18 protein-coding genes are annotated in these 20236 nt (G+C 48.0%); 15 read left to right on the forward strand and 3 right to left on the reverse strand.

Annotated elements, in window-relative coordinates; translation table 11 throughout:
• Nucleotides 1-92 precede the first annotated feature (92 nt).
• The 15 genes from ACFQ2T_RS11710 (at nt 93) to ACFQ2T_RS11780 (ending at nt 16804) form a co-directional block, all read left to right on the forward strand.
• Nucleotides 93-401 (forward strand): hypothetical protein, encoded by a 309-nt coding sequence (locus tag ACFQ2T_RS11710; protein WP_379034616.1) that lies wholly within the window; start codon nt 93-95, stop codon nt 399-401.
• Nucleotides 402-479: 78 nt separating this feature from the next.
• Nucleotides 480-1094, forward strand: a complete 615-nt coding sequence (gene rpsD / locus ACFQ2T_RS11715) for a 30S ribosomal protein S4 (RefSeq protein ID WP_325240208.1) — start codon at nt 480-482, stop codon at nt 1092-1094.
• A gap of 761 nt (nt 1095-1855) precedes the next feature.
• Nucleotides 1856-2644, forward strand: coding sequence for an energy transducer TonB (locus ACFQ2T_RS11720; protein WP_379034618.1), 789 nt, complete (start codon nt 1856-1858; stop codon nt 2642-2644).
• A gap of 46 nt (nt 2645-2690) precedes the next feature.
• Nucleotides 2691-3434, forward strand: a complete 744-nt coding sequence (locus tag ACFQ2T_RS11725) for a MotA/TolQ/ExbB proton channel family protein (protein ID WP_379034620.1) — start codon at nt 2691-2693, stop codon at nt 3432-3434.
• The gene (locus ACFQ2T_RS11730) at nt 3431-3850 is read left to right on the forward strand and encodes an ExbD/TolR family protein (RefSeq protein ID WP_379034622.1); all 420 of its coding nucleotides are present in this window, start codon (nt 3431-3433) and stop codon (nt 3848-3850) included. Before ACFQ2T_RS11725 ends, ACFQ2T_RS11730 begins: the two co-directional genes overlap by 4 nt.
• Nucleotides 3851-3872: 22 nt before the next feature.
• Nucleotides 3873-5012: a PepSY-associated TM helix domain-containing protein gene (locus ACFQ2T_RS11735; RefSeq protein ID WP_379034624.1), complete on the forward strand. Its 1140-nt coding sequence runs from the start codon at nt 3873-3875 to the stop codon at nt 5010-5012.
• Between the two features lie 365 nt (nt 5013-5377).
• Nucleotides 5378-5851 carry an azurin gene (gene azu, locus ACFQ2T_RS11740; protein WP_379034626.1) on the forward strand — a complete coding sequence of 158 codons (474 nt, stop codon included), beginning with the start codon at nt 5378-5380 and terminating at the stop codon, nt 5849-5851.
• A 445-nt stretch (nt 5852-6296) separates the two neighbouring features.
• On the forward strand, nt 6297-6845 hold the full coding sequence (locus ACFQ2T_RS11745) for a HugZ family pyridoxamine 5'-phosphate oxidase (protein ID WP_379034628.1): 549 nt from the start codon (nt 6297-6299) through the stop codon (nt 6843-6845).
• A 17-nt stretch (nt 6846-6862) separates the two neighbouring features.
• On the forward strand, nt 6863-7936 hold the full coding sequence (locus ACFQ2T_RS11750; RefSeq protein WP_379034630.1) for a hemin-degrading factor: 1074 nt from the start codon (nt 6863-6865) through the stop codon (nt 7934-7936).
• On the forward strand, nt 7924-8865 hold the full coding sequence (locus ACFQ2T_RS11755) for a heme/hemin ABC transporter substrate-binding protein (protein ID WP_379034632.1): 942 nt from the start codon (nt 7924-7926) through the stop codon (nt 8863-8865). Before ACFQ2T_RS11750 ends, ACFQ2T_RS11755 begins: the two co-directional genes overlap by 13 nt.
• Complete coding sequence (locus ACFQ2T_RS11760; protein ID WP_379034634.1) at nt 8862-9929, forward strand: FecCD family ABC transporter permease; 1068 nt, start codon at nt 8862-8864, stop codon at nt 9927-9929. Before ACFQ2T_RS11755 ends, ACFQ2T_RS11760 begins: the two co-directional genes overlap by 4 nt.
• A 3-nt stretch (nt 9930-9932) precedes the next feature.
• Entirely contained in the window at nt 9933-10733 is an 801-nt protein-coding gene (locus ACFQ2T_RS11765) for an ATP-binding cassette domain-containing protein (RefSeq protein ID WP_379034636.1), read from the forward strand.
• Between the two features lie 72 nt (nt 10734-10805).
• Complete coding sequence (locus ACFQ2T_RS11770; RefSeq protein ID WP_379034638.1) at nt 10806-13070, forward strand: TonB-dependent siderophore receptor; 2265 nt, start codon at nt 10806-10808, stop codon at nt 13068-13070.
• Nucleotides 13071-13254: 184 nt separating this feature from the next.
• Nucleotides 13255-15333 (forward strand): TonB-dependent siderophore receptor, encoded by a 2079-nt coding sequence (locus tag ACFQ2T_RS11775; RefSeq protein WP_379034640.1) that lies wholly within the window; start codon nt 13255-13257, stop codon nt 15331-15333.
• Nucleotides 15334-15463: 130 nt separating this feature from the next.
• The gene (locus tag ACFQ2T_RS11780) at nt 15464-16804 is read left to right on the forward strand and encodes a PepSY-associated TM helix domain-containing protein (RefSeq protein ID WP_379034642.1); all 1341 of its coding nucleotides are present in this window, start codon (nt 15464-15466) and stop codon (nt 16802-16804) included.
• On the opposite strand, the gene ACFQ2T_RS11785 is transcribed toward ACFQ2T_RS11780, so the two are convergent.
• Genes ACFQ2T_RS11785 through ACFQ2T_RS11795 form a run of 3 tightly spaced genes read right to left on the reverse strand, consistent with a single transcriptional unit; the run spans nt 16801 to nt 20218 of the window.
• Nucleotides 16801-18393 carry a sulfite reductase subunit alpha gene (locus ACFQ2T_RS11785; protein WP_379034644.1) on the reverse strand — a complete coding sequence of 531 codons (1593 nt, stop codon included), beginning with the start codon at nt 18391-18393 and terminating at the stop codon, nt 16801-16803. The two genes, ACFQ2T_RS11780 and ACFQ2T_RS11785, sit on opposite strands and share 4 nt — an antisense overlap.
• Nucleotides 18390-19400 carry an FAD:protein FMN transferase gene (locus tag ACFQ2T_RS11790; RefSeq protein WP_379034646.1) on the reverse strand — a complete coding sequence of 337 codons (1011 nt, stop codon included), beginning with the start codon at nt 19398-19400 and terminating at the stop codon, nt 18390-18392. The genes ACFQ2T_RS11785 and ACFQ2T_RS11790 overlap by 4 nt, the downstream gene beginning before the upstream one ends.
• A 17-nt stretch (nt 19401-19417) precedes the next feature.
• The gene (locus ACFQ2T_RS11795) at nt 19418-20218 is read right to left on the reverse strand and encodes a DUF4198 domain-containing protein (RefSeq protein WP_379034648.1); all 801 of its coding nucleotides are present in this window, start codon (nt 20216-20218) and stop codon (nt 19418-19420) included.
• Nucleotides 20219-20236: the final 18 nt, after the last annotated feature.

Raw genomic sequence — 20236 nt, forward strand, 5'->3', positions numbered from 1 at the left:
TTATCTCGAAAAAAGAGTTTGCAAATAATTGTTGACTTCCTAAATGAGAAACATTATCATTTGAGAACTGATTGAGGAAAGTTAACAAAACAATGCAAGCTGAATTCGCTATCAAGGAAAATGATTTGTTTGATCCGGATTTACCGACAGCGAGCGCTGTACTTGTATCGTTAAGTTGTGTGGCCACCCGCTACGCAATCAATCCTTCCGAGGACCTTGCATTGTTGGGATGCAGTTTGGCGCAGACATTAAACGCGCCGGAGTATGCGGAAAGTCATTTGATTGAGTCGGCAGCCAAGCAATTGTTACAGGATTGGCAGGCGCTTTTACAGGCGCATCGTGAATTTTCTTTGCAACAAGAGGTCACGGATTTTGTTACCCCCTCTTCAACTTTACAATAATACGCTACAATATAGGGTTCACTAATTTAGTAGCGACTAATATTTAACTTCAGATTTTAAAGGAAAGGCTTTGAAACAATGAGAACCACAGGACCAAGACTAAAGATTATGCGCGCATTGGGTATCGAATTACCTGGTTTGTCACGCAAGTCTATTGAAAACCGTCCAAATCCACCAGGACAACATGGCAACCAGGCAGCGCGTCGTCGTCGCTCTGACTTTGCTGTGAAATTGGTGGAAAAACAAAAGATTCGTTTTAACTACGGCGTGAGCGAAAAGCAAATGCGTGGTTTGATGCTGGAAGCCCGTAAAGGTAATGAGCCTACTGGTGAAAAATTGATGTCTTTGCTGGAACGCCGTTTAGATAACGTTGTGTTCCGCGCAGGGTTTGCACCAACAGGTATCGCAGCTCGCCAATTGGTAAGCCACGGTCACATTTTGCTGAATGGTAAATCAGCAAACATTCCATCTATCCGCTTGAAAGTGGGTGATGTCGTGACGTTGAAAGAGAAAAGCCGCAAGATTCCGATGGTGGTTGAAGCTTTGGCAACACCAAGCCTGGCGATTCCTGAGTGGGTGTCTGTTGATTCGACAACTGCTTCTGTGAAAGTCGGACATTTGCCATCGATTGATGACGTACCGTTCCCGCTGGATGTTCAGCAGGTTGTTGAATATTACGCTAACCGCGTTTAAGAAATGCTTCGAGCAGCCCTGAGGCTGCTCGAATAAAGAGTTTGAGCAATGCTCCTAACCCCAACATGTCATTGCTCAAATAGGCGTTGTTTTTTATGCGCCAAATTACCCCTGGTAAGGGTGTTCCTTGAAATCTGATGCCGCTGTGCTTTTGCATGTAAGTCGGCTTTTTTTTGGGGTCCAATCATATAGGAATGAATAACTAATTGCAACCAATGTCTTTAGCCTTAGCGGAAACTATGCGCTGCAGGACGATTGGAATTGCAGTTAGCGGGGTTGATGCCTGGCAATTGTTGGGAGATGGCAGAAATGATCATCTTGCCTGGTAGCGACGCCACTCATTTGATTAAGTTGTCGTGCGCTAATATTCGCTAATATTAATGTGCGCTAATATTAAAGTGCAGCAGACTTAAGCAAATCAATACTGATCATTGTCATGGTGCAATGGCAAATATCGGTTTTATCATTATTTATCATCTGATTTATTTCCTGGTGGTTTATTGCTGCTTTCACCCTGAGTGAATAAGGGCCTATAAACTGTCTGTGAATTGCCTCAATTGTGACCATAAAGTCATAATAACAAAATGCTTTTTATAAACTCAAAATGCCGGATTTTGAGTAAACTAATATGATAATGATGCGCATTAACTGCTTTTCAGCTATTTTTATAAGTATGAGGATGAGTGTGGATGTTTCAGCGTGAATCTATAACAGGCTTGCCTTTAAGGCCTGTGCGGGCGCAAGCTTCCAAGGCCCCTGATATGAGTCTGCATCATCGTCAGCCCAAGCCGTTGGCTGGTGTTTTCCGCTGGCCCGCATTGGCGACTGAGGCATGGCTGAACTATGACAAGCAGCAGCGCTGGTCATGGGCAGGCTTGCTGGCAGTCGTGCTGTTACATGCGACGCTCATCTGGTGGATGTTTATCCATACGGTAGCGCCAGTCATCCCGCCAAAACCGGAGCCAATGACCGTCTCCCTGATTACATTGCCTGCCAAAAAAGAAGAAGCCCCTGCGCCTGAAGTGGTGCCTATCATTAAGCAAAAGCCTGTTGAAAAACCAGTCGTCAAGCCGAAAGAGACGCCGGTCAAACCCGTTGAGCGGCCAACCCCGGTGGTTGAACGTATCGTGGAGCCGACTGCTGATACGCCACGTTTCGAGGCCAGCACAGAACCAGCCGCCCCGCCTATGGAAGCTCCGGCAGCAGCCTCTGCCAAGCCTGCCCCTGCGCCAGCTGCCCCGCCAAAACAGGAAGTGGTAGAAGAAAAAGAGGAGCCGCCCAAGTTTGGCGTGGCCTATCTCAACAATCCCCCCCCGGAATATCCCAAGATGGCTAAGCGTGCCGGTGAAGAAGGCCGTGTATTGTTAAAAGTGCTGGTATCGACTGATGGTCGCCCGGAAACAGTAGAAATCTCAAAAGGCAGTGGCTTTGAGCGACTGGATACAGCTGCAATGAATGCGGTAAAGCAATGGCGGTTTGAGCCAGCGCGTAAAGGCGGTAAAACATTAAGTGCCTATGTCATTGTGCCGTTGGCGTTTACACTCAATTAAATAGCTCATTTAAATATATAAGTTTGATCGGAAAGGAAATTTTTTAATGGAATCTACGAGCGGTTTGGCATTTATCACTGAAGGTGGCGTTGTGTCAGTGCTTGTTGCGCTGATTTTGCTGACCATGTCGGTTGCGAGCTGGTATTTTGTGGTGGTTAAATCCTGGCAGGTATTCAAACATAAGCGTGAGGTCAGTGCTTATGTGCGTCAGTTCTGGCGTAAAGCGACCTTGCAAGAGGCATTACAGGAATCCAGGCAGCCTTCTCCTGCATACAGGTTGGCGCAGACTGCAGTTGAATCGACCCAGCACCATCAGCAATATGCTGCCCAATCACTGGGCGCTGCTTGCAGCCAGGATGAATTTATCGCACGTCAATTGCGCCGTACCTTATCGCAGGAGCAGGCAACCCTGGACAGTGGTCTGTCAGTATTGGCCTCGGTAGGCAGTGTTGCGCCGTTTGTGGGCTTGTTCGGTACGGTGTGGGGTATCTATCACGCCTTGACAGCCATTGGACAATCCGGCGTTGCCACCATTGATAAAGTGGCAGGGCCAGTCGGTGAAGCGTTGATCATGACGGCGATCGGTTTGGCAGTGGCGATTCCGGCAGTACTGGCTTACAACGCGTTTATCAAAGCAAATCGCGGCATTATGGCCGAACTGGAAAGTTTTGCCCAGGACCTGCATACGCTGCTGACGACGGGGGCGCCGCTTATGATAAAGCTCGGTAGCAAGTCAGCCAATGTGACAGACATTCACGCCAAGGTAGTGAATAAAGGTGGCAATCCATGATAGGGCACAATCCATTCAGCGCAGGCGAGCACACGCAGCCGATGAGCGAGATCAACACTACGCCACTGGTCGATGTGATGCTGGTGCTGCTGGTGATTTTTATCATTACTGCACCTTTGCTGACACATGCAGTGAAGATTGACCTGCCGCAGGCGACTTCACAGCCGCTTGAAGAAAAGCCGGAAGTGATAGACCTTGCAGTGGATGGCGATGGCAAGATGTTCTGGAACGATACGGAAATTGATCAGGCAACACTGGTAACGCGCATGAAAGACGAAAGCGTGAAAAAAGAGCAGCCTGAGTTGCAGATACGTGCCGATAAAAATACCCGTTACCAGGTGCTGGCTGAAGTACTGGCACAAGCGCAGACAGCGGGTATGAAAAAAGTTGGTTTTGTCAGCCAGCCACAGCAGTAAATAGAATTTCAAGCCGTTGACTATGACACAGCAATCTATCCGTCGATGGGCCTGGATCCATAAATGGTCCAGCCTGGTTTGTACAGTCTTTATGTTATTGCTGTGCCTGACCGGCCTGCCGCTGATTTTCAGCCATGAAATCCATGACTGGCTGGGCGATCATATAGCCACCCCGGATATCCAGCACAACGGGGCTATGGCGAGTATGGACAGCCTGCTGGCGACAGCAAAAAAACAGAATCCCGGATTTGTGCCTTTGTACATGTACCGCGATGATGATGAGCCATTGCAGTGGACCATCAGCATGGCCAAAACCACAGATGCCACCAGTGGTTTTAAATACGTAGTGATGGATGCCCGTACGGCAAAAGTACTGGGCGAACCACCAGCAGAAGAAGGCTTTATGTATATCGTCTTCAAATTGCATGTCGATCTGTTTGCAGGTTTGCCAGGCATGCTGTTTTTAGGATTGATGGGCTTTCTGCTGGTGATTGCGATTATCTCAGGCATAGTCCTTTATGCACCGTTCATGCGCAAGCTGGCGTTCGGTGAGGTCCGCCACCAGCGTGGTGAAAAACTCAAGCGGCTGGATATCCATAATATGCTCGGTATCGTCACCCTGAGCTGGTTTCTGGTGGTGGGCGCCACGGGCGTCATCAATGCCTGGTCAGACCTGCTGGTGAAATACTGGCAATTTGACCAGATGTCGCAAATGATTGCGCCTTATAAAAACTTGCCGCCGCCAACACAATTCGCTTCGCTACAGCAGTCGCTTGAGGTTGCCCAGAAAGCTGAACCAGCCATGCAATTAGGGTTTATTGCCTTCCCAGGGACGGCTTACACCAGCCAGCACCATTATGGCATTTTTATGCGTGGCGACAGCCCGCTTACCAAGCGCTTGTTTAAACCGGTATTGATCGATGCACAAAACGCTACCTTAACCGACAGCCGCCCTCTGCCATGGTACCTGGTCGCATTACTGGTTTCGCAACCGTTGCATTTTGGTGATTACGGCGGCATGAGCCTGAAGTGGATTTGGGCTGTGTTAGACGTGCTGAGCATTATCGTTTTATGGACCGGCTTGAAACTTTGGTGGAAAAAACGGCGTCAATACCTTCCAGTGACAAGTGCGCGCCCGATATTGCATAAAGCTATCTCATAATCGGTTTGATCAATCAATGCCAGCAAGCAAAATATCCAGATAGAGTGTGTATTCATGCGGAATAAGTCATTAACAAAAATTTTTTTATGGCCAACGGTGATTGCGATAGTGTCTTTCACCGGTTTGCTGACCGCCTTGCTAGTGGACGATACACGCGAGTTGATGTCTGATGCTGCAGTAGCGTTACCGATAGTGATAGCCGCTTATTACTATTGGATAAAGCCGCGCGCGAATGCGCGAAAGGCTGAAAAAGTTAATATTGCCTGAACTAAGTTTTCTTGAGGCAGTTTTAAAGCCCAGCCAGCCAAAGAGTGAAAACTTCAGTAGCCAGCTAAATTTTTTGTTATGGATGAAACGGAGAAAGCATGAATTTGAAACGTACACAATGGCAACAATTACTAGCTGTAGCCGGTAGCGCAATCTGTTTGCTGCAACAACCTGCGCAAGCGGCTGATAAATGTGATGTGAGTGTAGATGCCACAGACCAGATGACATTCAGCGTGAAAGAAATTGCTGTGCCAAAAGCCTGTAAATCATTCACGATTAACCTCAAGCATGCAGGCGCCATGAAAAAAACTATCATGGGTCATAACCTGGTTGTGAGCAAGCAAGCGGATGAGCAAGGCGTGTTGCAGGATGGCAGTAAAGCAGGTGCAGCGCAATCCTATGTGAAACCGCAGGATCCGCGCGTTGTGGCCGCAACGACTGTCATCGGTGGTGGTGAGACTGCAAGTACTTCTTTCGCACCGTCCCAGCTGGATGCTGCTGGTAACTATGTATTCTTCTGTTCATTCCCTGGGCATGCTGCCTTGATGAAGGGCACGCTGAAATTGATCTAAGCTGTTATTTAGTTAATCAAAAGCCAGTATTAGAAAACTCCGCTACCGTCTAGGTAGCGGAGTTTTTTTATGCCACTTGTCTTGGATTGTATAGCTTCATATTGTCTGGAACAGTTCCAGTGACATATGTGATAGGTATTTTCACGATCGTCTGCGTCTATGGTTCCTGCATTTTTTGGCGCATACTGCATGTTAACTATGGCAAAGACAGTCCCTGTTTAATGCGAGCTACTTGAAAATGGGAATGCTTCTCATGTAGAATAGGCTTTGTCAGAATTTATTACTGCCCATCGTTAGCAACAGCTCGTCTGTCAGATTTTAGGGCTTTAGTGCAACATAAATAATCTGAATCAAAGCGCGCATGACTATTGTGCTTAACCATTACTCCCGCAGCCTTTGTCACCACATCGATGCCTCTGTAATTAATGTATTTTAAGGAAATAAGATGACCGATCAGGAAAAACTTCAATCAGTGGGCGAAGAAGCCATTGCGTTCAAAGGTCTTTTTAAAACGGTGCAGCTGGCGACTGTCAATGCGCAGGGTGTACCTGAGGCTAGTTATGCTGCTTATGTTGAATGTGATAACAGGTTTTATATCTATGTGAGCGAATTGGCGACGCATTGTGCCAACTTGCGCGAAACCGGCCTGTGTTCCGCGATGTTTGTTGAGAGTGAAAAAGACGCCGGTCACCTGTTTGCCAGAAAACGCCTGGTATTCAAATGCACTGCGCAGGAAGTTGAGCGTAGTTCAGCCAGATTTGATGAGGTGATGGCGCTTTTCTATGAAAAATTTGGCAATTTTATGGATGCGATTGGTAAGCTGACCGATTTCCATATGGTGGAATTAACCCCTACGCACGGCAGTTATGTGGCCGGTTTCGCAAAGGCCTACCACCTGAATGGCCAGGATTTATTACAGATTACCCATCGCAATGACCAGGGCCATGCAGCGCCAGACGCAACTGCGCAACAAAAACTGGATGAACTGGCATAACGGTGATTGATTTTCCAATGAGTAAAAGCCTCGCCACCATACGTGAGCAATTTGGCATAGAACGCCAGGCCGGGAAACGGCATCGCGATATTGCTGAAAAATTACAAATATCCGAAGGTGCGCTGATAGCTGCCCATGCCGGCCTACAAGAAGAGGCTTCGTTACTCAAAGCCACCCAGCTGCAAACTGACTGGCCAACATTGATCAAGTCGCTTGAGCCGCTCGGCGAAGTGATGGCCCTGACGCGCAATATTTCATGTGTGCATGAAAAAACCGGTGTTTACAAAAATGTAAGCGACACCGGGCACGTCGGGCTGGTGCTCGGCGGTGATATTGATTTGCGTGCGTTTTACAGCCATTGGGCGCATGGATTTGCGGTGTCTGAGATGGTCGATAATGGTGTTCAGCAAAGTCTGCAGTTTTTTGACGCGCAAGGCACTGCCATTCACAAGGCGTTTCTTAAACCGCAAAGCGATGTAGAGGCTTATAAAACCTTTGTCAAACACTTTGCCGATGAGAACCAGGAACCCGGTATTACCACCGAGCCTGCTCCGCCTCTGCCAGTAGATAAAGCTGATAGCGAAATCGATGTAACAGGATTTCAAGCTGCATGGCGCGCTCTGCAAGACACGCACGACTTTTTTGGTTTACTTAAGCAGTACGGCGTTTCGCGGCTGCAAAGCATGCGGCTTGCCGAAAAGCAGTATGTGCAGCAGGTAAACCAGCAAAGCGCACGCAAGGTGCTGGAAGCTGCGGCCAATGAAGGCGTTGCCCTGATGATCTTTGTCGCTAACCCTGGCATGGTGCAGATTCATTCCGGTATTGTTAAAAAAGTGGCGGTGATGGGTCCCTGGCTGAATGTGCTGGACCCGGGCTTTAACCTGCATTTGCGTGAAGACCATATTGCGAGTGCCTGGGTCGTACGCAAACCAACCGTAGATGGCCTGGTCACTGCGCTGGAACTGTTTGACGCTGATGGCAATGTGATTGCCATGTTCTTCGGTGAGCGCAAACCTGGTAAGCCTGAACTTGCCGAGTGGCGTGCACTGGTAGAAACGCTGCTCGAGGATCATGAACCATGTCTGAATTAAACAACCCTATGCATGATTTAGAATCATCACCATCGTCATCTAGATCGGCTCGACGTAAATTTCTCCTGCAAATGGGGGCGCTGGCCGCTGCCACCTGCCTGCCACAGACTTTGGTCTGGGCCGCTGAGAGCCAGAAAAAAATGGCAAGACGCATTGTCAGTATCGGGGGTGGCCTGACCGAGATCATTTATGCGCTGGGTGCGCAGAATGAATTGGTCGGCGTGGATACCACCTCGCTTTACCCTGAAGCCGCGACAAAACTGCCTAGCGTTGGTTATGCCAGAACGTTATCAAGTGAAGGCATACTGGCACTGGCGCCCAACCATGTGCTGGCGACTGAAGATGCAGGGCCGCCAGCTGTTTTAAGGCAAATCAATGCCGCGGGTGTGCCGGTCACCGTGTTACCAGCCAATGATAAATTTGAAGGTGTGCTGGATCGGGTTACCCGCATCGGCACCTTGATAGACCGCCCCGCACAAGCCAGCCAGCTGGTGGAAAAAATGAAAGCGGACTGGCAGAAAGTGCGCGAGCCGATTATTGTGCGCAAGACGCCAACTCCGCGCGTGCTATTTGTGTTGTCGCATAGCCCAAGCCAGATCATGGTCGGCGGCAAAGGCAGTAGTGCTGAAGCGATGATGCATTATGTAGGCGCACAAAATGCGGTACAGGGATTTAATGGTTTTAAGCCATTGACGCCTGAATCCGTGATCGCTGCGCAACCGGATATCGTATTGTTTACCGATCAAGGGCTGGAAGTGGTCGGCGGCATTGATGGTGCGTTGAAACTGCCTGGCCTGGCGCAAACGCCCGCCGGGCAAAAGCGCCGAATTGCTTCGCTAGAGGCCATGTTTATGCTGGGGTTTGGTCCGCGCCTGCCGCAGGCCGTCGCAGCACTGGATAACGCACTGCTGAAAGCGATGAACGGATGAGTGCCTCAACCAACGTGATGCCGTTTGCATCACGTTTAACAGCTGGCCTGATGCATCGGCCAGCTTTGTTTTTATGGGTGGCCCTGATTACCTGTATCTGGGTAGCAGCATGGGCGGGTGCAGTGAATGTAATGCCTGCCGACTGGCTGGCACTGCTTCAAGCAGGCGATGACCAGCCGCTGACCGGCGGCGCCTATGTGCTGTGGAATCTGCGCCTGCCGCGTATCCTCTTTGCTGCACTGATAGGGGCTGCATTGGGGCTTTCTGGTGCGCTGACTCAAGGTTTATTCCGTAATCCTCTGGCTGACCCTGGTTTGCTGGGCGTCACCAGCGGTGCGGCTTGCGCTGCGGCTTTGACCATTGTGTTATTAGCCAACAGTGATATCCATATCCCCATTTCACTCCGCTACTGGATACTACCGGTCACGGCTTTTGCCGGCGCGATCGGTGTGTGTTTTCTTTTAGATACTATCGCACGCTGGTTAACGGCTGATTCAATAGCCGGGCTGTTACTAACAGGTATTGCGCTGAATGCCCTGGCTACGGCGGTGATCGGCTTATGTACTTACCTAGCGACCGATGAACAACTACGAAGCCTGACCTTCTGGACCTTAGGTTCACTGGCTGGCGCCAGCTGGCCCTTACTGCTGGCATTACTGGCATTGCTGTTAGCCGCCATCTGGTATGTACGCCGCCTGGTGAACGAGATGAATGCCCTGGCATTGGGCGAAGCGACCGCAGCACATGTAGGCGTCAATGTACGTCATCTGCGTGCGCGGGTCATTACACTGGTCGCTTTATTGTGTGGCTTTGCCGTCGCCTGGTGCGGCATGATAGGCTTTATCGGCCTCGTGGCTCCCCATATTGTACGGCTGGTGATAGGGCCTGATCAGCGGCGTCTTGCGCCATTGTCCATGCTGGTCGGTGCCATTATTCTTCTGGTGGCAGATACCGCTGCGCGTACCGTGGCCATTCCAGCCGAAATTCCGGTGGGTATCTTCACCGCCTTGCTTGGTGCGCCGTTTTTCCTGGTGTTGCTGGCCGGTATCCGGAAGGGAAGGTAATTCATGTATCTTGCAACGAATCAAGAGCCTTTGCTTGCACTGCACAATGTCACTATCGATCTGGGCAAGCGTACTTTCGGGCCCTTTACCTTATCGGTTCAAGCAGGTGAGCGCATTGCGGTACTGGGCCCCAGTGGCGCAGGCAAATCGACCCTACTTAAATTGCTGGCCCGTGAATTAACACCCGCCGGTGGTCAGGCCACATTTTGTCAACTTCACCTCAAAGAATGGTCGCTGGCTGATTTGAGCCGCCGCCGCGCCATTTTGCCGCAATCCCACGAAGTCGCTTTCGGGTTACCCGTGGAACTGGTCATCGGACTGGGTCGCGTTGTCAGAGCTTATGATCCTGACATCAGGAGCATTGTGCGCCAGGCAGCGGAACTCGCATGTGCCGGACATTTATTAGAACGCCGCTTTGATACCTTATCCGGTGGAGAAAAAGCACGTGTGCAGATGGCAAGGGTGTTTGCGCAGCTGTGGGATGTTGAAAAAGGCCTGTTGCTGGTAGATGAACCACTCGCGGCACTGGATCCCGGGCTGCAATTCAGCTTAATGGATGCCATCTATACCTTTGCCGCACAGCGAAGCCACGCCATTCTGGCAATCCTGCATGATATCAACCAGGCATTGCAGGGCTTTGACCGTTTGATATTTATCAAGAATGGTTCTTTGACGGGGGACTATATAAGCCAGCAGATGACGATTCCATTGTTAGAAGCCCTTTACGATGTCAGCTTGATCAGCGCTGTCAGTGACAGTGGTGAAGTCATCGTCGCGCCCAGTAAAGCACAAAAATCATTTTGAGCTAACAGCCTCATTTTAATCCAGTAGCTTAGTCTTCAGCAGGCACCTTTAAATACCTTCTTGAGTCATTGAATGATAATTGTTATCATTCTCAACCTTTCAAGATTTGCTCACCATGGAGCTTCACTCCAAGTATCAGCAAACATGTTTATCGGAGCCTTTATGCACTCTCATCGTATCAATGCGATTTCACTAGCCTTAATGTTAGCGTTTCCACCAGTGTCGACACTTGCAGAAGAGCAGGTCAATAACGAAAAGGTCGATTCTTTACCTGAGGTTAAAGTGACTTCCAAGGCCGAAATAGATCAACCTTCAGAAAAAACAAAATCATATACGGTAAAGTCTACTTCAACAGCCACCCGTTTAAATACCAGTATTCGGGAGACGCCACAGTCTATCTCGGTGATCACTCGTGAGCTTTTGGATGATTTTCGTGTGTTCAGTGTCAATGATGCTTTGTCTTATGCGACAGGTATCAGAGTGGAGCAATTTGAGACAGACCGCACTGAATATACTGCTCGTGGGTTTATGATTACTAATTTTCAAGTTGATGGCTTAAGCACGCCTATTAGCTTTAGTGGTACGAATTATGGTGATCTGGATGTGGCAACTTATGACCGGATAGAAGTGTTGCGCGGTGCCAATGGCTTGTTAACAGGTCCAGGTAATCCTTCTGCCACGATAAACTTCATTCGCAAACGTCCGACCAGGGAATTCCAGGCAAAAGCAAATGCATCTTTAGGTTCATGGGACAATCGTCGCCTGGATGCAGATGTCTATGGTGCACTAAATGGTGATGGTAGTGTACGTGGCCGCTTGGTGGTGGCCAATCAAAACAAAAACTCTTATATTGATCGCTACAGCATGGAAAGAAATGCTGTATATGGGGTTGTTGAAGCAGATTTAACCGACAGCACCAATTTGGCAATTGGACACACTTATAATCAGAATAATGCCAGCGGCAGCGGTTTCGGTAGTTTGCCCTTACTTTACTCTGATGGGAGTAAGCGCGATTACAATGTTTCAGCTTCAACCGCACCTAGCTGGAGTAACAGGAATGTGGATACCAATATCAGTTTTGTCGAATTGACACATTATTTTGATAATGAATGGAGGCTGAAAGGGCAGTTAACCCATAAAGACGTTAGTTCGAAGGGGCGGCATCATTATATTGATGGTATAGAAGACCGTACTACTGGGTTGATTACCTATACCAGTTATCCATACGTGTATGACTTCGTGACTAAAGACCACGTTGCCGATGTTTATGCGAATGGCCCATTTGAATTTGCAGGCCGTAAGCATGAGGTGGTAGTAGGCGCAACGTTGAGTAAATCCTACATGAAGGAATACTCACGCGATGGCAGCACTCTTGGCAATATCATCACCAGTAGCTTTGATGACATAGGTAATTTTCCACTGCCTACATTTGGTGCCAAAAGCACAAGCTCAGATTACAAAAGCACAACGGCCAATATTTATGCCGCTGCCAAACTCAACCCGGCAGATAACCTAAAAATTACCCTGGGTGGGAGTTTGCTAAGTTACAAGTTAACCGGTGTTAGTTATGGTGTCGATCAGGATGCCAAAGATAATCACAAGTTCACACCATACATTGGCGCTGTATATGATTTCAATGAGACGCACTCGCTGTATACGAGCTACAGTGAGATTTATAAGCCTCAAGTGGAAAAAGGGGCTGGCGGTAAAATATTGGCACCATTAGAGGGTAAGAATTCTGAAATCGGTATTAAAAGTGAGTGGTTTAATAAACTGCTAAACAGTTCATTTGCATTGTTTAAAACCGAGCAGGAAAATCAGCCACAGTTTCTTGACAGGGTACCTCTTGGGCCTGGAGGTGCTCTAGTAGACGTTTACAAGGGTATACAAGCCACCACTAAAGGTTTTGAGTTTGATGTCTCGGGTGAAATCAGTGAAGGCTGGAGCCTGAGTGCAGGCTATACGCGTTTAATGCGTGTCAAGGATAATCAGGGGCAAAATGTGAACACATTTATCCCTAGAAGCCTTGTGCATTTGACGACTGTTTATAAAGTTCCGTCAATTGAAAAGCTGAAGGTTGGTGCAAGCGTGAATTGGCAGAGCGAAACTTATGTAGATATTGAGCTGGGCGGCGACGAGATTCGCTACAGACAAGATAGCTACGCAGTGCTGAATTTGATGGCAAATTATCAAATCGATAAACATTGGAATGCAGCCTTCAATTTGTATAATGTGACAAATGAGAAATACCTGTCGAGCTTGAGGTATGCAGAAGGTGCGCAAGCTTTTTATGCCCCTCCCGCAAGTGCGTTGGCGACGGTTACCTGGCAATACTAGTTAATTTATTAAGTTGGATTTATACAACATTAGTTATCGAGATAAGTGATTTTGAGTAAAAGTCATTGCTAGAACAAATGATAATTATTATCATTCATCGGATTGTTAGCCAAAACTAAAAAGAAGGCTGCTGATTCTCAGTAGCCTTTTTCTATTGATACCTTTTTGATTGATGAAAGTTTGAATGACCGTTATGAATAAAAATGGCTACAGAATGCATCTAATGCCTAAAAAAACCGTGATTGCCGTGATGCTTGCATGTGCAGCCACTCAAGCGTTTGCAGAAGAGAAGCAGTCCGAAAAAGAAAAGACGGTAACCCTGCAAGAAATTGCAGTAGTTGGTTCTGCAGATAAGTCTGGAGATAACTTCAAATCTTCAGCACAATCGGTCTCAATTATTAATGAGCAAGATATTAAAAATATTGGTGCTAATAAAAAGTTAGATGATTTATTAGGCTATGAAGCTGGTGTCTTATCAAAACAATTCGGTGCTGACAATAAAACAAATTGGTTTAAGGTCAGGGGTTTCGATGCCAATACTACATTAGATGGTACATCTCTTTCGAATAATGGTTTCTTTATTTGGGAACAAGAAATTTACGGATTGGAAAAAGTAGAAGTTCTCAAAGGTGCCAATTCATTTAACTATGGAGCTACTGACGCAGGCGGTACTATTAACCTGGTTTCCAAGCGTCCAATGAAGGATGTAGCTGGTGAGTTAAACGTCAGCGTTGGTAACTTTGATAGAAGAACAGTCAGTGGTGATTACAACGGAGTTATTAACGATTCCGTTAGTTATCGTTTGGTTGGTTTATATTCGAAAATGGATTATCCAATTGACTATACTGGTATGGAGCAATTCTATTTTGCTCCTAGTCTTACTTGGGATATCAATGATCGGACCAGCCTCACAATTTTAGCTAGTTTGCTTAAGAAAAAGGGTACGCCAACCAACGGTTTTATGCCTGGATATGGTTCTCTTATTGCTACACAATATGGAAAAATAGGCTATGACACAAACCTCGGCGAGCCAGGTCGCGACTATTTTGACCGTAAGCAATATTCGATAGGTTATGAATTCAGCCATGACTTTGGGCAACAGTTCAGATTCACGCAAAACTATCGATATGGCAAGATGGATCATGATTTCTTGGGTGTATTTGCCTTTGGCTCTAACAATGATAGGCTAGCCAATCGTGGTTATTCATATCTTAATGGTCAATCCAAAGTACATAGCATCGATAATCGATTAAGTAAAACATTCGAGTTTGGGGATATTAAAGATACTGTTCTGCTTGGTATTGATTACAAACGCAGCAAAGCTGACGCACAAAATAATGGATTTGGTGGCGTGCCTCAGATCGATTTGTTTGAACCAGTATATGGCGCACCTTTCACTGTCACAGGCAGTCCTTATGAGCTCAGCTTAAAACAACAGGGTACTTACATATTTAATAAATTTGATTGGAATGACACTGTTTTAATCAACCTAGGCCTGCGTAACGACAATTATGATAGTCGTTCATTTATTGGTACAGCTGCTAACTCTGCGAATGGAAATAAAAATACTCACAACGCCAGTATTATGTTACGTACTTCTCTTGGTCTGTCACCATATGTAAGTCACTCAACATCGTTTAATCCTTTGTTAGGTGCAGATGCCGCTGGCAGAGGTTATAAACCATTCGAAGGTGAGCAATTGGAAGTTGGTTTGAAATATGAACCTACATGGATGAGAGCAAGCTTCAATTTAGCAGTATTTGATTTAACAGAAAAAAATGCTTTGATTTCAAATGCATCCAATATTCAGACACAAGCTGGTGAGAGACGTAATAAAGGTATTGAGTTACAGTCTGACATGCGCATCGCTGACAATGTTTCTGCAAGACTTAGCTATACACGTAACAACGCAGAGCAGGATTTAAACACTACGAGAACTGTTAGAGCGCCCCTGATTCCTGATAACCAGGCTGCAGTTCGCATCAGCTATAAACATACGAATAGTGAAATATTGAATGGCTTGAAATTCACACTTGGCGTACGTTACAACGGCAGTACAGAGGATGAGGCGAATTACCCTGGATTGAAAGTAGCCTCTTATACGCTTGTGGATGCCATGGCGAGCTATCCAGTTTCACAACACTGGAGCTTGCAAGTGAATGCGACCAACCTGTTTAATAAAGAGTACCTCAGCGCGTGTGATTTCTATTGTTACTACGGCACTTCACGTACGGTGGATGCGCAGCTAAGTTACCTTTGGTAAGAAATAAATCTATTCATATTGAGGCTGCTGATTTATTCAGCAGCTTTTTTCCTTTTAGTTGTTCGAGAATAAATAAACTTCTTTTAACGGAAGTTGCAGCTGCACCTTTATCATATTCTTTTGGAAGTGTATGCGTTTATCTAAGCCTGACACAGGCTCATGGCGAAAAACACTATTGCTCTGCCATCGTTGGCTGGGTCTTGCCAGTGCTTTATTTCTATTAATCACCGGCCTCACTGGTGCCATCATCTCTTGGGATCACGAACTTGATGAGTTGCTAAACCCGGTATGGATGCATAGCAAGTCTAACGGCTTGCATCAATCCAGTTTGGTGTTGGCCAAACAAGTTGCAGAGCGCTATCGGCAAATACAAGTAAGTTCTATCCCATTGACGGTGGAAGAAGGGCATACGCTGTCTATTGGCGTAAGGCCATTGCCAAACCCGCCTGATGGGCTGGAACCTGTCAAATTTAATCAGGTGTTTGTTGACCCGGTCACCGGTCAGGAATTAGGTAAGCGTGAGTGGGGTGCCGTGTGGCCGGTAGACCGAACCAATGTGATTTCCTTCCTATACAAACTGCATTACAGTTTGCACCTGCCTGAAGTGTGGGGAATAGACCGCTGGGGTATCTGGCTGATGGGCGGGGTGGCGATCATTTGGCTGATAGATAGTTTTGTCGGCTTATACCTGACATTGCCTAAATCCGGCAGAAAACCGCAAACGCGCCTGCATAAAGCGCAAGCGACGCATTCTGCGAATCAGGCTTCTTTCTGGCAGCGATGGTGGCCTGCCTGGAAAATGCGATGGAACGGTAGTACCCATAAACGCTATTTCGATATGCATAGAGCATTTGGCTTATGGACATGGATTCTATTAATTATTCTGGCATTCTCTGCACTGGCATTAAATCTGCGCCGCGAAGTGTTTATGCCGGTGATGAATGCTGCATTCACGTTAACGCCTGCGCCGTTTGATTTGCGCCCGCGTTTACCACCGGCACAACAACAGCCACCAAAAGTTGATTTTGAACAGGTCCTGGCATTGGCAATCAAAGACGCCAGGGCTCAGGGTTGGCCAGAGCCTGCCGGTCGAATTTCCTACAGTGCGGCTTACCAGCTGTTTAATGTGGATTTTTACTACCCGGATGCCGATCATGGCGTCGCCGGTGCTGGGCATAAAAGGCTGTATTACGATGGGCTGGATGGTCATTACGTTAACAAACGCATTCCTTGGGAAGGCACGGCGGGAGACGTCATTGTTCAGGCCCAGTTTCCATTACACTCAGGCCGTATTTTAGCTATACCAGGCCGTGTCCTGATTTCTGTTATGGGCGTGGTGGTAGCGATGCTTTCGGTGACCGGTGTGTACTTGTGGCTGAAAAAGCGCAAGGCACGCAAAGTGTCTGAGGTGATCGTACAAAATGGCAAGCTGCCGGCAGGGTCACCCAACAAGCTGGGGATGCGTGTTTAATATACGTCGCGACGGTAGCGTCCTGATGCTGTCAAGTTGGCAACTGTAAGCTCGCCAAGAATCTCCAGTAACTGGTTATGTACGGCAGGCGCCATGCCAGTGGCGCTTCCGCACACATAAATAGCGGCACCATTCTGCACCCAGTTTTTAATCTCTCCTGCCAGTGATCTGACGACATCCTGGACATAGGTTTTTTCTGCCTGGTCGCGTGAAAATGCAGTGGCCAGCTTAGTGAGCGAACCTTGCTCAAGCCAGGTATGTAATTCATCCTTGAAATAAAAATCATGTCCGGCATTTCGTTCACCAAAAATCAGCATATTCTGCAGATGACCGCTGGTAATACGGGCTTTCAGGTGCGCTCTTAAACCTGCAATCCCGGTGCCATTGCCAATCAGGATTAACGGGATGTTGTGCGTTGGTAGGTGGAATGCAGTGTTTTCCCGGATACGTAATGCAATGTCACCACCGACTGCTGCATGCTGCGTTAACCAGCCGGAACCTATGCCTGGCCTGCCGTCGGCATAGTGTGTTTGGCGGATCAGTAATTCAAGATGCTGATCCTGCGGGATAGAGGCAATTGAATACTCGCGGTGCGGCAGGTTTTTCAGCGTGCGCAAGATTGCTTCTGCATCCAGGCCGGACAAGGCTTTCCAGCTGGCTTCGTCATGAGGTAGCAGTTTTTCCAGTAAGGCGTCTGCAAGCGTGGTCGCTCCGGCACTCACCGCTAAAGTGCTATCGAGCGCAAGCCGGGTTAGAAACTGGGTCACAGCTTGTTGCGAATTGCGCGGGCCTATTTCGGCAATGTCACCCGCTTGCCATTGCATGTTTTTCTTTTGACTAGCGAGTTTTAAATGAAAGACCGGAGCACCTGCGCTGCCCTGATTCAGCTGTGAACGTGCAACAAGTGTCCATGGCTGGTAAACCGGCGTTTCCCAATCCGGCATTTCTGTATTATGCGCCAGCAGCCCAAGCTGGTATTGCCAGTGCCTGAGGGCGCCATCGTCCAGGTGGTCTACTGCTACCAAATCGAATAAGGGCAGCGCATGTGTACTTTGTAACCAGGCATCCAGTGCATGACCGAAGCCGCAAAAAAATGTATAGCTTGAATCGCCTAAAGCCAGTATCCCGTATTGGAGATGAGACAAATTGATATTGCTCTGCATCAGGTTTTGCTGGAAGTCAGCGGCATTGTCAGGTGCATCACCTTCCCCGGTGGTGCTGACAACGAATAATATCCGGCTAAAATCTTGCAGCGTGGTGGCATCAATCGCTGATAACGGCAATGTTTCTAATGATAATGCAGTGGTCTTAAGTGATTCTGCCGTTTTCCTGGCGATCAATTCGGCGTTACCTGTCTGGCTGGCATAAGCCACCAAAATGCTATGGGAATTGCGCAGGCTGCTATCAGCCTGGTCTGCCTGACGATTGAGTGCGGTCTTTTTCCTGTGCCTCCAGATGATCCATCCACAGAAAATCAGGTACAGCAAAATAACGCCAGTTGCTTTGGCGGTATAACCACGTTCAAAGTCCGATGCAAAAGCAATGACTGGGTTAAACAGAGCACATAATGCGAAGGGCAAGTATTTCATTCCAGCATTGCCATTAATTCAGGAGATAAGTGTTCTTTGACACCATCGGATGTTTGCTCTATCAATAGCGTGGCAATGTGGTGTTTTTGCGCATAATCAAGCGCAGCCCGCACTCCCATGACAATGAGGGCAGTGGCTAAAGCATCGGCCTGCATGCATTCTTCATGAATGACAGTGACAGATACCAGTGCGTTGTTATAGCGGTCAATCGGGTAACCGGTGCGGGGGTCTATGGTGTGCGCATAATGTTGATTGTCATGCTCGAAATAGCGTCGGTAGTCACCGGAGGTCGCAACCGCCACGCCACATAAAGCGGCAATTGATTCGGTGGCAGCCGATGCAATTGCAGGAGGTAATTCAAGTGCTATCCACCACGGCTGGCCATCCGGCTTGATCCCCGCGCCATATAACTCGCCACCTACTTCTATCAGGTAATTCTCTATCCTGGCGCGTTGTAACGCTTGCGAAACCCTGTCTACGCCATAGCCTTTGGCAATCCCAGAAAAATCTATATAGGCATTGCCAGGTTGCCGCAACTGTCTACTATGCGTATCCAGTTGCAGGCGCTGCCAGCCACAGCTGGCTTTTAATCTGCTGATTTCATCTGCTTGCGGAGGAGCGCTGCGCTCACCCTGTGGACCAAACCCCCATAAGTTAACCAGCGGACCTATGGTGGGGTCAAATGCGCCATTGGTATCAGCCGCTATTTTCAGCGCGCAATCGATCACAGTAAAGAAAGGGTCAGGGAGCGGGTGCCAGGTATCGGCTTCTGCCTGGTTGAACAGGCTGATGTTTGAGCCCTGCTGCCAGGTACTCATCTGTCTGATAACCAGATCCAGCTCATCCTGTATCAAGGCGTGTATAGCATGCTGTGAATGCTGCTGCGAGTGAATATAGCGGACAGTCCAGGTCGTTCCCATAGTCTGTCCGCTGAGTGTGAACTGCTCCCCAACCGGTAATGCTTGAGGCAATGTTGCTAAATGTTGTGGGATCAGGACACGTTGCATTACTTGGTGGGCATGACTTATTGCGGCAATACTTCCAGCGTCAGCACATACGACAATGCACGCTCTTTCGCCAGTTTGTTTGAAACATGGTTGTCTTTAAAGTCAGCATCCAGCCAGTACATGCCGGCCTGGTCAAACGATACTTTTATCTTGCCGTTTTTATCGGTCTTGAAGTTCTTCTCTTCAGGATTGTTCCTGTACTGGGTTTGTCCACGCACGATAGCCACCTCTACATCGGCAGTCGGTTTACCGTCTACCAGGAATGTTAGCTCTACCGGTTCGCCCGAGACGACATCGTTAGGATGACTGCCTACCACTAATTCCAGACCTTTGTTGCTAGGCGTGAGCGCTGACGGTTTGCCTACGGTGATATAGTTTTCCAGGCGGCTTTCAGTTTCCGAGACTTGCAGGTCTTTCGCATCGGCGGGTACTTCTTTAGCCAATGCTTCAGCCGTGCCCATGAAGCGTTTAGGCTTGTTTTCGCTATCTTTCCAGTTAGCGCGGAACCCGGAGCGGACCAGTTCGACGCGATAGGTGCCTTTTTTATCAAACTTCGCATCAAACACCGTGCGCAATTCACCCTTGAGGGTATTCACCGGCGTAACCTGGCTGCCATCGGGTGCAAGAATGGCAAGCCCGTCAATCGCCAGCGGGCGATGGTTGATTTGAAACGGGTCATTGGAAACGGCGGCATCAAACGTGACGAACTGCGATGCGGACAGTACGGTGCTGGATGGCAAAATCCAGAAGCCATGTGCCTGCACTGTCGAGGCTGTCATGACGAGTGCCAAAGAAAGCAAAGCAACAATTTTTTTCATCTGTGTATTCCTCAGGAT

Origin of the sequence: Methylophilus flavus, from assembly GCF_042678905.1 — a bacterium.
Classification (GTDB): Bacteria; Pseudomonadota; Gammaproteobacteria; order Burkholderiales; family Methylophilaceae; genus Methylophilus; species Methylophilus flavus.

Coding starts and splice junctions, on each gene's coding strand:
- ACFQ2T_RS11730 (WP_379034622.1), top strand. CDS start 3,431: ATGATAGGGCACAATCCATTCAGCGCAGGCGAGCACACGCAGCCGATG.
- ACFQ2T_RS11735 (WP_379034624.1), top strand. CDS start 3,873: ATGACACAGCAATCTATCCGTCGATGGGCCTGGATCCATAAATGGTCC.
- ACFQ2T_RS11745 (WP_379034628.1), top strand. CDS start 6,297: ATGACCGATCAGGAAAAACTTCAATCAGTGGGCGAAGAAGCCATTGCG.
- ACFQ2T_RS11790 (WP_379034646.1), bottom strand. CDS start 19,400: ATGCAACGTGTCCTGATCCCACAACATTTAGCAACATTGCCTCAAGCA.
- ACFQ2T_RS11710 (WP_379034616.1), top strand. CDS start 93: ATGCAAGCTGAATTCGCTATCAAGGAAAATGATTTGTTTGATCCGGAT.
- azu (WP_379034626.1), top strand. CDS start 5,378: ATGAATTTGAAACGTACACAATGGCAACAATTACTAGCTGTAGCCGGT.
- ACFQ2T_RS11780 (WP_379034642.1), top strand. CDS start 15,464: ATGCGTTTATCTAAGCCTGACACAGGCTCATGGCGAAAAACACTATTG.
- ACFQ2T_RS11725 (WP_379034620.1), top strand. CDS start 2,691: ATGGAATCTACGAGCGGTTTGGCATTTATCACTGAAGGTGGCGTTGTG.
- ACFQ2T_RS11785 (WP_379034644.1), bottom strand. CDS start 18,393: ATGAAATACTTGCCCTTCGCATTATGTGCTCTGTTTAACCCAGTCATT.
- ACFQ2T_RS11750 (WP_379034630.1), top strand. CDS start 6,863: ATGAGTAAAAGCCTCGCCACCATACGTGAGCAATTTGGCATAGAACGC.
- ACFQ2T_RS11755 (WP_379034632.1), top strand. CDS start 7,924: ATGTCTGAATTAAACAACCCTATGCATGATTTAGAATCATCACCATCG.
- ACFQ2T_RS11770 (WP_379034638.1), top strand. CDS start 10,806: ATGATAATTGTTATCATTCTCAACCTTTCAAGATTTGCTCACCATGGA.
- rpsD (WP_325240208.1), top strand. CDS start 480: ATGAGAACCACAGGACCAAGACTAAAGATTATGCGCGCATTGGGTATC.
- ACFQ2T_RS11765 (WP_379034636.1), top strand. CDS start 9,933: ATGTATCTTGCAACGAATCAAGAGCCTTTGCTTGCACTGCACAATGTC.
- ACFQ2T_RS11775 (WP_379034640.1), top strand. CDS start 13,255: ATGACCGTTATGAATAAAAATGGCTACAGAATGCATCTAATGCCTAAA.
- ACFQ2T_RS11720 (WP_379034618.1), top strand. CDS start 1,856: ATGAGTCTGCATCATCGTCAGCCCAAGCCGTTGGCTGGTGTTTTCCGC.
- ACFQ2T_RS11760 (WP_379034634.1), top strand. CDS start 8,862: ATGAGTGCCTCAACCAACGTGATGCCGTTTGCATCACGTTTAACAGCT.
- ACFQ2T_RS11795 (WP_379034648.1), bottom strand. CDS start 20,218: ATGAAAAAAATTGTTGCTTTGCTTTCTTTGGCACTCGTCATGACAGCC.